13 protein-coding genes are annotated in these 11,832 nt (G+C 61.7%); 7 read left to right on the top strand and 6 right to left on the bottom strand.

The features are described 5' to 3' along the window. Positions 1-39 precede the first annotated feature (39 nt). Positions 40-1,173 (top strand): D-alanyl-D-alanine carboxypeptidase family protein, encoded by a 1,134-nt coding sequence (locus tag FHT69_RS33015; RefSeq protein WP_028756453.1) that lies wholly within the window; start codon positions 40-42, stop codon positions 1,171-1,173. Between the two features lie 18 nt (positions 1,174-1,191). Beyond that, positions 1,192-2,373 (top strand): CobW family GTP-binding protein, encoded by a 1,182-nt coding sequence (locus FHT69_RS33010; protein WP_028756452.1) that lies wholly within the window; start codon positions 1,192-1,194, stop codon positions 2,371-2,373. A gap of 47 nt (positions 2,374-2,420) precedes the next feature. Here FHT69_RS33010 and FHT69_RS33005 read toward each other — a convergent pair whose 3' ends face one another. From FHT69_RS33005 to FHT69_RS32985, 5 genes are all read right to left on the bottom strand, one after another. Next, on the bottom strand, positions 2,421-2,645 hold the full coding sequence (locus FHT69_RS33005; RefSeq protein ID WP_028756451.1) for a sulfurtransferase TusA family protein: 225 nt from the start codon (positions 2,643-2,645) through the stop codon (positions 2,421-2,423). A gap of 5 nt (positions 2,646-2,650) precedes the next feature. Next, complete coding sequence (locus FHT69_RS33000) at positions 2,651-3,898, bottom strand: murein L,D-transpeptidase family protein (RefSeq protein ID WP_028756450.1); 1,248 nt, start codon at positions 3,896-3,898, stop codon at positions 2,651-2,653. A 197-nt stretch (positions 3,899-4,095) separates the two neighbouring features. Then, positions 4,096-5,049: an acetyl-CoA carboxylase carboxyltransferase subunit alpha gene (locus FHT69_RS32995; protein WP_028756449.1), complete on the bottom strand. Its 954-nt coding sequence runs from the start codon at positions 5,047-5,049 to the stop codon at positions 4,096-4,098. A 62-nt stretch (positions 5,050-5,111) separates the two neighbouring features. Then, on the bottom strand, positions 5,112-6,065 hold the full coding sequence (gene xerD / locus FHT69_RS32990) for a site-specific tyrosine recombinase XerD (protein WP_047615897.1): 954 nt from the start codon (positions 6,063-6,065) through the stop codon (positions 5,112-5,114). A gap of 5 nt (positions 6,066-6,070) precedes the next feature. Then, entirely contained in the window at positions 6,071-6,247 is a 177-nt protein-coding gene (locus FHT69_RS32985; protein WP_012759201.1) for a hypothetical protein, read from the bottom strand. Positions 6,248-6,395: 148 nt separating this feature from the next. On the opposite strand from FHT69_RS32985, the gene FHT69_RS32980 reads away from it, so the two are divergent. Genes FHT69_RS32980 through FHT69_RS32970 form a run of 3 tightly spaced genes read left to right on the top strand, consistent with a single transcriptional unit; the run spans position 6,396 to position 9,423 of the window. Continuing rightward, positions 6,396-6,986 carry a shikimate kinase gene (locus FHT69_RS32980; protein ID WP_028756446.1) on the top strand — a complete coding sequence of 197 codons (591 nt, stop codon included), beginning with the start codon at positions 6,396-6,398 and terminating at the stop codon, positions 6,984-6,986. After that, complete coding sequence (gene aroB / locus FHT69_RS32975; protein ID WP_183845239.1) at positions 6,983-8,113, top strand: 3-dehydroquinate synthase; 1,131 nt, start codon at positions 6,983-6,985, stop codon at positions 8,111-8,113. The genes FHT69_RS32980 and aroB overlap by 4 nt, the downstream gene beginning before the upstream one ends. Then, positions 8,113-9,423 (top strand): HlyC/CorC family transporter, encoded by a 1,311-nt coding sequence (locus FHT69_RS32970; protein ID WP_028756444.1) that lies wholly within the window; start codon positions 8,113-8,115, stop codon positions 9,421-9,423. Before aroB ends, FHT69_RS32970 begins: the two co-directional genes overlap by 1 nt. A 96-nt stretch (positions 9,424-9,519) precedes the next feature. Here the strand turns inward: FHT69_RS32970 and FHT69_RS32965 are convergent, their stop codons facing one another. Further along, complete coding sequence (locus tag FHT69_RS32965) at positions 9,520-9,804, bottom strand: BolA family protein (RefSeq protein WP_028756443.1); 285 nt, start codon at positions 9,802-9,804, stop codon at positions 9,520-9,522. Between the two features lie 102 nt (positions 9,805-9,906). On the opposite strand from FHT69_RS32965, the gene FHT69_RS32960 reads away from it, so the two are divergent. Then, positions 9,907-10,527 carry a J domain-containing protein gene (locus tag FHT69_RS32960; RefSeq protein ID WP_028756442.1) on the top strand — a complete coding sequence of 207 codons (621 nt, stop codon included), beginning with the start codon at positions 9,907-9,909 and terminating at the stop codon, positions 10,525-10,527. A gap of 309 nt (positions 10,528-10,836) precedes the next feature. Then, positions 10,837-11,829 (top strand): cobaltochelatase subunit CobS, encoded by a 993-nt coding sequence (cobS, locus tag FHT69_RS32955; protein WP_047615895.1) that lies wholly within the window; start codon positions 10,837-10,839, stop codon positions 11,827-11,829. Positions 11,830-11,832 lie beyond the last annotated feature (3 nt).

Raw genomic sequence — 11,832 nt, 5'->3', positions numbered from 1 at the left:
GAAGGTTTCGAGATTTTCCTGATATCCGAAGGACGAACTGTGTCGACGAGCCACTTCCGTTTGTTTGCAGCGCTGCGACCGTTGAGCTTCATCGTCGCTGCGACAACTAGCTTTCTTGCCTTCGTTCCGCTTGCCCAGGCCAATCCGCATATTCTCGTCGACGTGCAGACCGGCCGCGTGCTCGAGCATGAAGAAGCCTTCCGCAAGTGGTATCCAGCCTCGCTGACCAAACTGATGACCGTCTATACCGTGTTCGACGCGATCCGCGCCGGTCAGATCAGCCTCGATACGCCTATCGTCATGAGCAAGCGCGCCGCCGCGCAGCCGGCTGCCAAGATGTATTTCAAGCCGGGCCAGAAGCTGACGCTCGACAGCGCGCTGAAGATCCTGATGGTGAAATCGGCCAACGACATCGCCGTCGCGGTCGCGGAAGCCATCGGCGGTACGCAGGAAGGCTTCGTGACGCGGATGAACGGCGAGGCGCTGAAGCTCGGCATGACGGATTCGCATTTCGTCAATCCGAACGGCCTGCCCGGCAAGGGCCAATATACGACGGCGCGCGACCTCGCGGTGCTGACCGTGGCGTTGCGCCGCGATTTTCCGCAATATGCCGGTTATTTCTCGCTGGAGGGCTTCACCACCGGCCAGCAGAATGTACCGAGCCTCAACATGCTGATCGGCCGCTTCGCCGGCGCCGATGGCATGAAGACCGGCTTCATTTGCGCCTCGGGCTTCAACCAGATCGGTTCGGCGACGCGTAACGGCCGCACTCTCGTCTCCGTCGTGCTCGGCACCGACAGTCTTGCGGCGCGCGCCGATGCGACGGCGAACCTTTTGCAGAAGGGATTCACCGCGCAGTTTCCCGGCAATGACACGCTGGGTTCGCTGCGGCCCTACGGCCCGGGACAGGATCAGGTTACCGACATCACCGCCGATATCTGCAGCGCCAAGGGCGCCAAGGTGCGCAGCGAAACGCGCGACGAGGTCGGCCGGATGAGGGTGCAGTCGCCCTATATCCTGGAAATGGACCACGATCCGCGATTCGTCTTCGCCGGCCTCATTCCGGGCCAGGACCCTCAGCCGGCCGCGCAGCCGGAAAAGATGGCGCGGGGCGATACCGCAAGCGCGATCGCCAACGTGCCGGTGCCGATGCCGCGCCCGACATCCTTTTAAGCTTCAAGGTAAAATGACATGAGCGCGCTCAACGACAGGATTCCGGTCACCATCCTGACCGGCTTTCTCGGCGCCGGCAAATCGACGCTGCTCAACCGTATCCTCAAAGACCCGGTGATGAAGGATGCGGCCGTCATCATCAACGAATTCGGCGATGTCGGTATCGACCATCTCCTGGTCGAAAGCTCCGGCGATTCGATCATCGAACTGTCCGATGGCTGCCTGTGCTGCACCGTGCGCGGCGAGCTGGTGGATACGCTGGCGAACCTGATGGATGCCGTGCAGACGGGCCGCGTCAAGCCGGTGAAACGCGTCGTCATCGAGACGACGGGCCTTGCCGATCCCGCACCCGTCATGCAGGCGATCATGGGAAATCCGGTCATCGCTACAAATTTCGAACTCGATGGCGTCGTGACCGTCGTGGATGCCGTGAATGGCCTGCAGACGCTCGACAATCATGAGGAAGCGCGCAAGCAGGCAGCGGTCGCCGACCGGCTGATCGTCTCGAAAAAGGCGATGGCCGAGGCAACCGACGGGCTGGAAAAGCGCCTGCGGGCGCTCAATCCTCGGGCGGCGATTATGGATGCCGACAGTGCCGAGGCGGGCAGTGCCGCAGTGCTGGTGAACGGGCTTTACGATCCGGCGACGAAGATCGCCGATGTCGGCCGCTGGCTGCAGGACGAGGATGCGCATGAGGCGCATCATCATCACAATCACGATGACAATCGTGATGGCGATCAGGATCATGATGGCGATCACCATGGGCACCACCACCATCATCATCACGGGCATGCGGATCAGGACCCGCACGACGTCAATCGTCACGATGCCTCGATCCGCTCTTTCTCGATCATCGAGGAGAAGCCGATCGATCCGATGGCGCTCGACATGTTCATCGATCTCCTGCGTTCGGCCCATGGCGAGAAGCTTTTGAGGATGAAGGCGATCGTGTCGGTCTCCGACCGGCCGGATCGGCCGCTGGTGCTGCATGGGGTGCAGAGCATCTTCCATCCGCCGGTGCGGCTGCCTGCCTGGCCGGGAGAAGACCGGCGCACGCGCATGGTGCTGATCACCCGGGATCTGCCGGAAGCCTTCGTGAAGGACCTCTTCGACGCCTTCCTAGGCAAGCCGCGCATCGACATGCCCGACCGCGCGGCGCTGTCCGACAATCCGCTTGCTATCCCCGGCATGCGAATTTAGAGCATGTCGCGAAAAACTCGGCAGCGGTGTTGCGATAACGACGCGTTTTAGCGCTTGCGGATCAGGAAGCGATGGCCGCTTTCGGTCTTTTCCGTCTCGACCAGCTCGTGGCCTTCCTCATTGCAGAAATGCGGCATGTCGATCACAGCCAGCGGATCTGTCGTGTCGACGCGAATGAGTGCACCGCTTGCCATGGCGGCAAGCTTCTTGCGTGTCTTGATCACGGGGAATGGGCATTTCAGGCCGCGAAGATCGTAGAGAACGGGGTTCAAGCCGTTCAGTTCCTCGCCCAGAATTTCCAGAACGGCTTCTTTGCCGCGGCGTCTGCCGTTTCTTGCGGTTCGGGCGCGGTAAAGGCCAGCGGATTCTGCATCGGCACCGGCACGACCGCCGGTGTGGCGGCAGCGATGGCCGTTTCCTGCGGCTGGGCGGAGATTGCCTGCGGCCCGGCAGGCGCTGCCGGCGTGGCGCCCGGCGCGCTCTTGGCGGCAAGGCCCTGCGCGGTGCGCTTGGCCATCAGGTCTTCGAGTTCGGCGACCTTGACCATGCGGCCGGCTTCCAGCGAGGTGCCGGTCGGGGCGTAAGCGAGTTCGCGGCCCTTACGCAGCTTGGCGACCACGGCCTTGCGCTCGGCTTCCGTGGGATCGTACCAGGCCATGCCGTCATATTTGCTCATCGCCTTGGCATAGTCGGCATCATAGGTCTTGCCGTAGGAGGCAAGGGCCGCCGTCAGCGCCGGCGGTGTCGACATAGCAGGGCACTTGCCGGCGGCATTGAAGGCGCTGCCGTCGGTTGCCTGCTGATTGAAGACGTATTTCTTCTCGCAGACGTTCACCTCAGGCGGGCGCTTGGTGACTTCGAAATTGTCGTAGCCGACCTTCAGCATCTTCCAGAAGTCGTAATTGCTGTCGAGGCGATGCTTGACCATGTTTTCCGCGGTCATGCGGAAGGGGAAGGCCTGCAGTTGCACCGTTGCCTGGCCGCCCTTGAAGGCGTCGCGGGCGAAGGCGTAGATCTCCAGCACCTGCTGGTCGGTCATCGAATAGCAGCCGGAGGACGAGCAGGCGCCGTGGATCATCAGATCGGAGCCGCTGCGGCCGTTCGCCGCGTCGTAGCGGTTCGGGAAGCCGGTGTTGATCGCCAGATAATATTTCGAATTGGGGTTCAGGTTGGCGCGCGTCAGCTCGTAGAAACCTTCCGGCGCCTGCCGGTCGCCGGTCTTTACCTTCGGGCCGAGACGGCCGGACCAGGCGCAGATCTTGTAATCGGCGACCTTGTCGAAACGGTTGTCGGTCTTCGCCTTCCAGATCTCCATGGCACCTTCTTCCTTGAAGATGCGGATCATGATCGGCGAATTGCGGTCCATGCCCTTGGCGGCCATGGCGGTGAGGATATGTGGGGGAAGCGGCTGCTCCACCTTGTTCTTGACCTTGGAAAGATCGACCTGCGCGGTTTCCAACGCGTCATTGCAGCCGGACAGAGCCAGCGCCATGAGGGAAATATAGGCAAAATGACGTATGCGCATCCAAACTAGCCCATAAAGATAGTGCGATCCGGTCCCGCCTATGGAGTCCGGGCATTGGAAGGAATCATAGGCGGCTTATACTTTATAAATCCCTACCAGCCTATGACTTGCCACGAACATCCCCGCAAGCGCGAAAGTTACAGATAACATCAATGTGGCCAAGATTTGGCCCCAATCGGTGAAGAGCCGAAGTTGAGTTAGAGATTGCGGCCCATGGCGAGGAATTTCTGGCGACGATCGTTGCGCAACTGCTCGCCGGAGCGCGACGCCATTTCGGCCAGAGCATTGGCGATCACATCGCCGGTCGCGGCAATGACGCTGTCGGGATCACGATGCGCGCCGCCGAGCGGCTCGGAAATGATGCCGTCGATGACGCCGAGCGATTTCAGGTCTTCGGCGGTGATCTTCATGTTGGTCGCCGCTTCCCGGGCGCGGGTGGAATCGCGCCAGAGGATCGAGGCGGCGCCTTCCGGCGAGATGACGCTGTAGATCGAATGCTCGAGCATATAGACGCGGTTGCCGGTGGCGATGGCAATCGCGCCGCCCGAGCCGCCTTCGCCGATGACGACGGAAACGAGCGGAACCTTGACGCCGAGGCACATTTCCGTCGAGCGGGCGATCGCCTCGGCCTGGCCGCGTTCTTCGGCGCCGACGCCGGGATAGGCGCCTGCCGTATCCACCAGCGAAATCACCGGCAGGCCGAAACGATCGGCCATTTCAAGGATGCGGATCGCCTTGCGGTAGCCTTCCGGACGGGGGCTGCCGAAATTGTGCTTGATGCGGCTCTTGGTGTCGTTGCCCTTTTCCTGGCCGATGACGGCGACCGGCTGGCCGCGGAAACGGGCAAGGCCCGCCTGGATCGCGGCATCTTCGGAAAACTTGCGGTCGCCGGCAAGCGGTGTGAATTCCTGGAACAGCGTCTTGGCATAATCGACGAAATGCGGGCGCTGCGGATGGCGGGCAACCTGTGTCTTCTGCCAGGCGTTGAGCTTGGAGTAGATTTCGACGATCGCCTCACGGACGCGAACCTCCAGCCTGCCGATTTCATCGGTGGTGTCGATGCTCTCGTCTTCCGTTGCGAGCTTCTTCAGCTCGATGATCTTGCCTTCGAGGTCGGAGATCGGCTTTTCGAAGTCGAGATAATTGTGCATGAGGTGCGTTTCCGTTCCTTGTGCCCGGGGCGTTTTCCTGGCTCCGCCCCATGTCGCCGGTCCTATTCGTGCTTTTTCGCCTGTTTGGCAAGGGGGTGATGCGTCTGGACGAGCTGCTGCAGCCTCTCTTCCAGGACATGTGTGTAGATCTGCGTAGTCGAAATGTCCGAATGGCCGAGCAGTTCCTGCACGACGCGCAGATCGGCGCCGTTGGCCAGCAGGTGGCTGGCAAAGGCGTGGCGCATGACATGCGGCGAGATCAGTGACGGCGTCAGGCCGGCGCGGATCGCCAGGTTCTTGAGGTCGCGGGCGAAAACCTGGCGCGGCAGGTATCCCTCCTTCGAGGCGGCGGGAAACAGCCAGGCGCTTTCCTGCGGCTCCTTTGCCGCGGCGTTTTCGGTCGCCAACAGGCGCCCATAGGATTTCAAGGCTGTGATTGCCGATTGCGACAGCGGCACCAGCCGCTCCTTGTTGCCCTTGCCGCGGATCATCAGGAACCGGCCTTCCTGATCGAGCACGCGGGCAGGAAGCGAAACGAGTTCGCTGACGCGCATGCCGGTGGCATAGAGAAGCTCCAGCAGCGCCAGCATGCGCAGGCGCTGCAGCTGGCCCGGAGCCGGATCTTCCGCCTCGGTCTCGGCCTGGGAAAGCAGCCTGCCGACCTCCTCGACGCCCATCGTCTTCGGCAGCGGACGGCCTTTCTTCGGCGCGTCGAGAATGCCGGTGGGGTCGTCGGTCCTCAGGCCCTCGGCATAGAGAAACTTGTAGAATTGCCGCATGGCGGCAAGCCGGCGCGCCTGGGAAGAGGGCTTGAAGCCCTTTTGGGCGAGCGAGGAGAGATAGGCGGCGAGATCGGCGGAGGCGGCTTCGGTCAGCCGCACGCTGCGGCCGTTCAGGAAGGAGCTGACGTCATCGAGGTCGCGCTCATAGGATTGCAGCGTATTGGCGGCGGCACCCCGCTCGGCGCTCATCATCTCCAGGAAGGATTCCACGTGGACGCGGCCGAAATCCACCATGTCGGTCACTTCCTGGTCGTGTCGATGGCGCCCGTGGCGGGCGGATTGACCCGCTCGGACGGAATGCGGATCGTCACGTCGCGCTGCTGCGGCTCCACGAAGGTCACAAGCGCCAGCATCGCTCCGTAGACCGTCCCGGCGAGGATCGCGCAGACGAACAGGAAACGGAACAGGGTCGGCATCCGGCAACTCCTTCATGCTCTGCTTCTGTTATAGGAAGCCTGTCTGCAAGTGCAAGAAGCGGTATTCAAGCCATGATTCCCTTGTCCGCGACTTGACGCTCCATCTGCATTTGTCGATACCGTTTGCAAACAAAGTGTGAATGGACCGATGAGTGAACCACTGCTGACCGTTGCTGACAGCCTGAAAGACAGAGCTCGCGCCGCGCTCGGTTCACGTAATCTGATCCTTGTCGGGCTGATGGGCGCCGGCAAATCCGCCGTCGGGCGCATCGTCGCCAGCCAGCTGGCCATTCCCTTCGTCGACAGCGACCTCGAGATCGAGCGTGTGTCGCGGATGACGATCCCCGAACTTTTCGCCGCCTATGGCGAGGAAGAGTTCCGGGCGCTGGAAACGCGGGTGATGAAGCGGCTGCTGAAAAGCGGGCCGCGTGTCGTCTCTACCGGCGGCGGCGCCTTCATTAACGAGCGGACGCGCAAACATATCAAGAAGGGCGGCCTATCGGTCTGGCTGAAGGCGGATCTCGACGTGTTGTGGGAGCGGGTCAACAAACGCGACACGCGGCCGCTGCTGAAGACCGAAAATCCCAAGCAGACGCTCGAAAACCTGATGAATGCGCGTTATCCGATCTACGCGCAGGCAGATATCACCGTGCTTTCGCGCGACGTGCGCAAGGAAATCATGGCCGACGAGGTGCTGAAGGCCATGATCGAAGCTCAGAAGGAAAGTGCAGCGTCATGAATGCGATACCCTCCGCCTCCACGATCCGAACGGTGCATGTGCCGCTCGGCGAGCGCGCCTACGACATCCTGATCGGGCCGGGGCTGATTGCACGGGCAGGCGCCGAGATCGCCTCTCGCCTCAAGGGCCGCAAGGCGGCTGTCGTCACTGACGAAAATGTCGCTCCGCTCTATCTCGAGGCTCTCGTCGCAAGCCTGAATCAAGCGGGCATCGTGTCGGCTGAGGTCGTCCTGCCAGCCGGCGAGAAGACCAAGAGCTTCGAACATCTCATCACGGCCTGCGACAAGGTGCTGGAGGCTCGCGTCGAACGTAACGATTGCGTCATCGCGCTCGGCGGCGGCGTCATCGGCGATCTCTCGGGATTTGCCGCCGGCATCGTCCGGCGCGGCGTGCGCTTCGTCCAGGTGCCGACCTCGCTGCTGTCGCAGGTCGATTCCTCGGTCGGCGGCAAGACCGGCATCAATTCCCGCCATGGCAAGAATCTGATCGGGGTCTTCCACCAGCCGGATCTGGTGCTGGCCGATACCGATGTGCTGGATACGCTGAGCGAGCGCGAATTCCGCGCAGGTTACGCCGAAGTGGCGAAATACGGGCTGATCGACAAGCCGGATTTCTTCGCCTGGCTGGAAGCGAACTGGACGTCGGTTTTTACAGGCGGCCCCGCGCGTATCGAGGCGATTGCCAAGAGCTGCCAGGCGAAGGCCGATGTCGTCGTTGCCGACGAGCGCGAGAACGGTCAACGGGCGCTGCTCAATCTCGGCCATACTTTCGGCCATGCGCTCGAAGCGGCGACCGCCTATGACAGCTCGCGCCTCGTGCACGGCGAGGGTGTTTCGATCGGCATGGTGCTGGCGCACGAATTCTCCGCACGCATGAACCTTGCAAGCCCGGACGACGCCCGGCGCGTCGAACGGCATCTGAAGGAGGTCGGCTTGCCGACCCGCATGTCCGATATTCCGGGCGACCTGCCGCCGGCGGAATCGCTGATGGATGCGATTGCGCAGGACAAGAAAGTCAAAAGCGGCAAGCTCACCTTCATCCTGACACGGGGCATCGGCCAGTCCTTCGTCGCCGACGATGTTCCGGCGTCCGAAGTGATCAGCTTTCTCCGGGAAAAGCATCCCTGATGTCGGTCGAAGGCGCTCTGGCATTTCTCGCGACATATTGGCCGGAGATCCTTTCGATCACGGCGCTCGTGCTCATGTCCGCCTTCTTTTCCGGCTCGGAGACCGCGCTGACCGCCGTTTCGCGCAGCCGTATCCATACGCTTGAAGTCAATGGCGACGAACGCGCCGGCCTTGTCCGGCAGCTGATCGAGCGGCGCGACCGGCTGATCGGGGCGCTGCTCATCGGCAACAATCTCGCCAACATCCTGTCATCCTCGATCGCCACCAGCCTCTTTCTCGGGCTGTTCGGCAGTTCCGGCGTGGCGCTGGCGACGCTGGCGATGACCGTTATCCTGGTCATCTTCGCCGAAGTGCTGCCGAAGAGCTGGGCGATTTCGACGCCCGACCGCTTCGCACTCGCCATCGCTATCCCGGCCAGGCTCTTCGTCATCGTCGTCGGCCCGGCTTCCTCCTTCGTCAATGCGATCGTTCGCCGGATTCTTTCGCTGTTCGGTATCAATCTGTCACGAGAGACCTCGATGCTGACGGCCCATGAGGAACTGCGCGGCGCCGTCGACCTGTTGCACCGCGAGGGATCGGTGGTGAAGGCCGACCGTGACCGCCTCGGTGGCGTGCTCGATCTCAGCGAGCTCGAACTGTCCGACATCATGGTCCACCGCACGGCGATGCGGGCGATCAATGCCGACGATCCGCCGGAAGCGGTGGTGCGCGCCATTCTCGAAAGCCCCTATACGCGCATGCCGTTGTGGCGCGGCACGATCGACAACATCATCGGTGTCGTGCACGCCAAGGATCTGCTGCGGGCGCTTGCTGAGCCGAACATGGAGCCGCAGAACCTCGATATCGTGAAAATCGCGCAGAAGCCGTGGTTCGTGCCCGACAGCACCAACCTCGAGGATCAGCTCAACGCTTTCCTGCGCCGCAAGCAGCATTTCGCCGTCGTCGTCGACGAATATGGCGAGGTGCAGGGCATCGTCACGCTGGAGGACATTCTCGAGGAAATCGTCGGCGACATTTCCGATGAGCACGATATCGAAATACAGGGCGTGCGTCAGGAGGCCGACGGTTCCGTCGTCGTCGACGGCGGCGTACCGATTCGCGACTTGAACCGCGCGCTCGACTGGAACCTGCCCGACGAGGAGGCAACGACGATCGCCGGCCTCGTCATCCACGAATCGATGACCATCCCGGAGGAGCGCCAGGCCTTCACCTTTCATGGCAAGCGTTTCATCGTCATGAAGCGGGAGAAGAACCGCATCACCAAGCTGCGTATCCGCCCGGCCGGGGAAGACGGCGCAAAACCAGCCTGATCCATTCAAATTGCTACAGGATCCCTTGCGCATCTGAAAAGATGCGCGGCGCTGTAGGATTGCCGGCCGCCAATGCCTATATAAGCTTTGCTGCCGCTACCAGCGGGTCGGTTCGTCAGGTGCTGCCGGTTCTACGGCCAGCGCGTGCAGTCCGGCATCCAGCTCCGGTTTCAACAGGTCGGTGATTGCCCGGTGGCGCGCCAGCCGCGACATGCCGGTAAATTTGGCCGAAACGATTCTCACCCGCATATGGGTTTCGCCGGTGCCCGTGATATCAGGCTGATGGCCGGCATGCAGATGGCTTTCGTCGATGACGCTCAGGCGTTCGGGCGCGAAGGCTTCGACTAGTTTTTCTTCAATGCGGGTTCGCAGGGTCATCATCCGGTCTTGCAGCTTCGCGAAAAGGGTTCCCACCAAGCCAGTAACATTCCCATTTGTCAATTCTTGTTGTCGCTTCGCGGCAGGACCATAATTAGCGCCGTCATGAGACTTGATTCCAAATATTTCGATCGCATCCGAACACGCCGCAAACGGGAGCCGGAGCCAGAGCAGGCACCGCCTACCTGTCAGTGGGACGGCTGCGACAAGAAAGGCACGCATCGCGCTCCTGTCGGACGCAATGCGGAAGGCCAGTTCTTTTTGTTCTGCTTCGAGCACGTCAAGGACTACAACAAAGGCTACAATTATTTCTCCGGTCTTTCCGACGGTGAGATCGCGCGATATCAGAAAGAGGCGATCACCGGCCACCGGCCGACATGGACCGTCGGCGTCAACAAGGCGGCGAAGGACAGTCCGCTGCATTCGGAGGTCCGCTCCGGCGCCTATACCCGTGTTCGCGATCCCTTTGGCTTCGTCAAGGAAGGCGGCGGCAAGGGCAGCGGACCGCGTTTTCCCCAGGCCCGCAAACTGAAATCGCTGGAAAGCAAAGCCTTCGAAACGATGGGCCTCGACGCCAATGCGACGTCGGCGGAGATCAAGAGCCGCTACAAGGAACTGGTCAAGAAACACCATCCGGATGCCAATGGCGGCGACCGCGGGTCGGAGGAGCGTTTCCGCGCCGTCATCCAGGCCTATCAATTGTTGAAGCAGAACGGTTTTTGTTAATTCCCATCCTTGCTCTTGGGCTTCAATCGGGTATGGTCCAAATCGGCTGAGGCCGCAGGCAAACGCGGCTCATATTTGTGCGTTTTCCCGACATCGCCTCCGCCGACCTTCCGGACGCGGCGTTTCTTGTCCGGGACTCTTTCAAGAATGCTCGCACGCGGTCATCATCCCGCCGAGGTTTCGTTTCAGTCCCGGAGAAGTATCGCCGACGTTCCGACCTGGACGGGCGTGGAATAAAATCGCGGCGTCCGGGTTGCGACATGGCCTGAGACAGTATGGCCGGGTGGCATCACCCGCCTTGGAGACATGATGAGCAAGATCGACCTGGATATATCAGAACTGCCCGATACCACCGTTTCGGTCCGCGAGGCCTACGGTATCGATTCCGACATCCGCGTTCCCGCCTACAGCAAGGGCGACGCCTATGTGCCGGACCTCGACCCCGACTACCTGTTCGACCGCGACACGACGCTCGCCATTCTCGCAGGCTTCGCGCATAACCGCCGCGTGATGATCTCCGGCTATCACGGCACGGGCAAGTCCTCGCATATCGAGCAGGTGGCGGCGCGCCTCAACTGGCCCTGCGTGCGCATCAATCTCGACAGCCATGTCAGCCGTATCGATCTCGTCGGCAAGGATGCGATCGTCGTCAAGGACGGGCTGCAGGTCACCGAATTCAAGGACGGCATCCTGCCCTGGGCCTATCAGCACAATGTCGCACTCGTCTTCGACGAATATGATGCCGGCCGTCCCGACGTGATGTTCGTCATCCAGCGCGTGCTCGAATCCTCCGGCCGCCTGACGCTGCTCGACCAGAGCCGCGTCATTCGGCCGCACCCTGCCTTCCGCCTGTTTGCGACGGCGAACACGATCGGCCTTGGCGACACGACCGGCCTCTATCACGGCACGCAGCAGATCAACCAGGCGCAGATGGACCGCTGGTCGATCGTGACGACGCTGAACTACCTGCCGCATGATCACGAAGTGAATATCGTTGCGGCCAAGGTGAAGAGCTTCGGCAAGGACAAGAACGGCCGCGAGACGGTTTCGAAGATGGTTCGGGTTGCCGATCTGACGCGCGCCGCCTTCATGAACGGCGATCTCTCCACCGTCATGAGCCCGCGCACGGTCATCACCTGGGCTGAAAACGCCGAGATCTTCGGCGATCTCGCCTTCGCCTTCCGCGTCACCTTCCTCAACAAGTGCGACGAGCTGGAGCGGCCGCTGGTCGCCGAGCACTATCAGCGCGCCTTCGGCGTCGAGCTGAAGGAAAGTGCCGCCAATATCGTTCTCGGAGCTTGAGAT

The organism is Rhizobium sp. BK008, from assembly GCF_014197345.1.
Lineage (GTDB): Bacteria > Pseudomonadota > Alphaproteobacteria > Rhizobiales > Rhizobiaceae > Rhizobium > Rhizobium anhuiense.
This window is presented reverse-complemented; position numbering and strand designations above follow the sequence as displayed.

Coding starts and splice junctions, on each gene's coding strand:
- FHT69_RS33010 (WP_028756452.1), top strand. CDS start 1,192: ATGAGCGCGCTCAACGACAGGATTCCGGTCACCATCCTGACCGGCTTT.
- FHT69_RS33000 (WP_028756450.1), bottom strand. CDS start 3,898: ATGCGCATACGTCATTTTGCCTATATTTCCCTCATGGCGCTGGCTCTG.
- FHT69_RS32995 (WP_028756449.1), bottom strand. CDS start 5,049: ATGCACAATTATCTCGACTTCGAAAAGCCGATCTCCGACCTCGAAGGC.
- xerD (WP_047615897.1), bottom strand. CDS start 6,065: ATGGTGGATTTCGGCCGCGTCCACGTGGAATCCTTCCTGGAGATGATG.
- FHT69_RS32985 (WP_012759201.1), bottom strand. CDS start 6,247: ATGCCGACCCTGTTCCGTTTCCTGTTCGTCTGCGCGATCCTCGCCGGG.
- FHT69_RS32980 (WP_028756446.1), top strand. CDS start 6,396: ATGAGTGAACCACTGCTGACCGTTGCTGACAGCCTGAAAGACAGAGCT.
- aroB (WP_183845239.1), top strand. CDS start 6,983: ATGAATGCGATACCCTCCGCCTCCACGATCCGAACGGTGCATGTGCCG.
- FHT69_RS32970 (WP_028756444.1), top strand. CDS start 8,113: ATGTCGGTCGAAGGCGCTCTGGCATTTCTCGCGACATATTGGCCGGAG.
- FHT69_RS32965 (WP_028756443.1), bottom strand. CDS start 9,804: ATGATGACCCTGCGAACCCGCATTGAAGAAAAACTAGTCGAAGCCTTC.
- FHT69_RS32960 (WP_028756442.1), top strand. CDS start 9,907: ATGAGACTTGATTCCAAATATTTCGATCGCATCCGAACACGCCGCAAA.
- cobS (WP_047615895.1), top strand. CDS start 10,837: ATGAGCAAGATCGACCTGGATATATCAGAACTGCCCGATACCACCGTT.